Origin of the sequence: Photobacterium aquae (genome assembly GCF_001029445.1) — a bacterium.
GTDB classification, from domain to species: Bacteria; Pseudomonadota; Gammaproteobacteria; order Enterobacterales; family Vibrionaceae; genus Photobacterium; species Photobacterium aquae.
The window spans coordinates 1-301 of the sequence record NZ_LDOT01000067.1; the positions used below are offsets into that span (position 1 = coordinate 1).

The window sequence follows — 301 nt, forward strand, 5'->3', positions numbered from 1 at the left end:
GTTGCTTCGGCAACAGGTAAAATAGCTCTCACGGTGCTTTAACGGTGACACAATACGGACGCGGGGTGGAGCAGCTTGGTAGCTCGTCGGGCTCATAACCCGAAGGTCGTTGGTTCAAATCCGGCCCCCGCAACCAATGCGACACTAGCTCAGTTGGTAGAGCGCAACCTTGCCAAGGTTGAGGTCACGAGTTCGAACCTCGTGTGTCGCTCCAAATTCTTATTTGTTGCTCCGGCAACAGGTAAAATAGCTCTCACGGTGCTTTAACGGTGACACAATACGGACGCGGGGTGGAGCAGCT

General features: G+C 54.2%; 2 tRNA genes. Both read left to right on the forward strand.

The features are described from left to right. Positions 1 to 59 precede the first annotated feature (59 nt). Positions 60 to 136 (forward strand) — tRNA-Met (locus ABT56_RS22670). A 2-nt stretch (positions 137 to 138) separates the two neighbouring features. Next, positions 139 to 214: transfer RNA gene (locus tag ABT56_RS22675), tRNA-Gly, on the forward strand. Positions 215 to 301 lie beyond the last annotated feature (87 nt).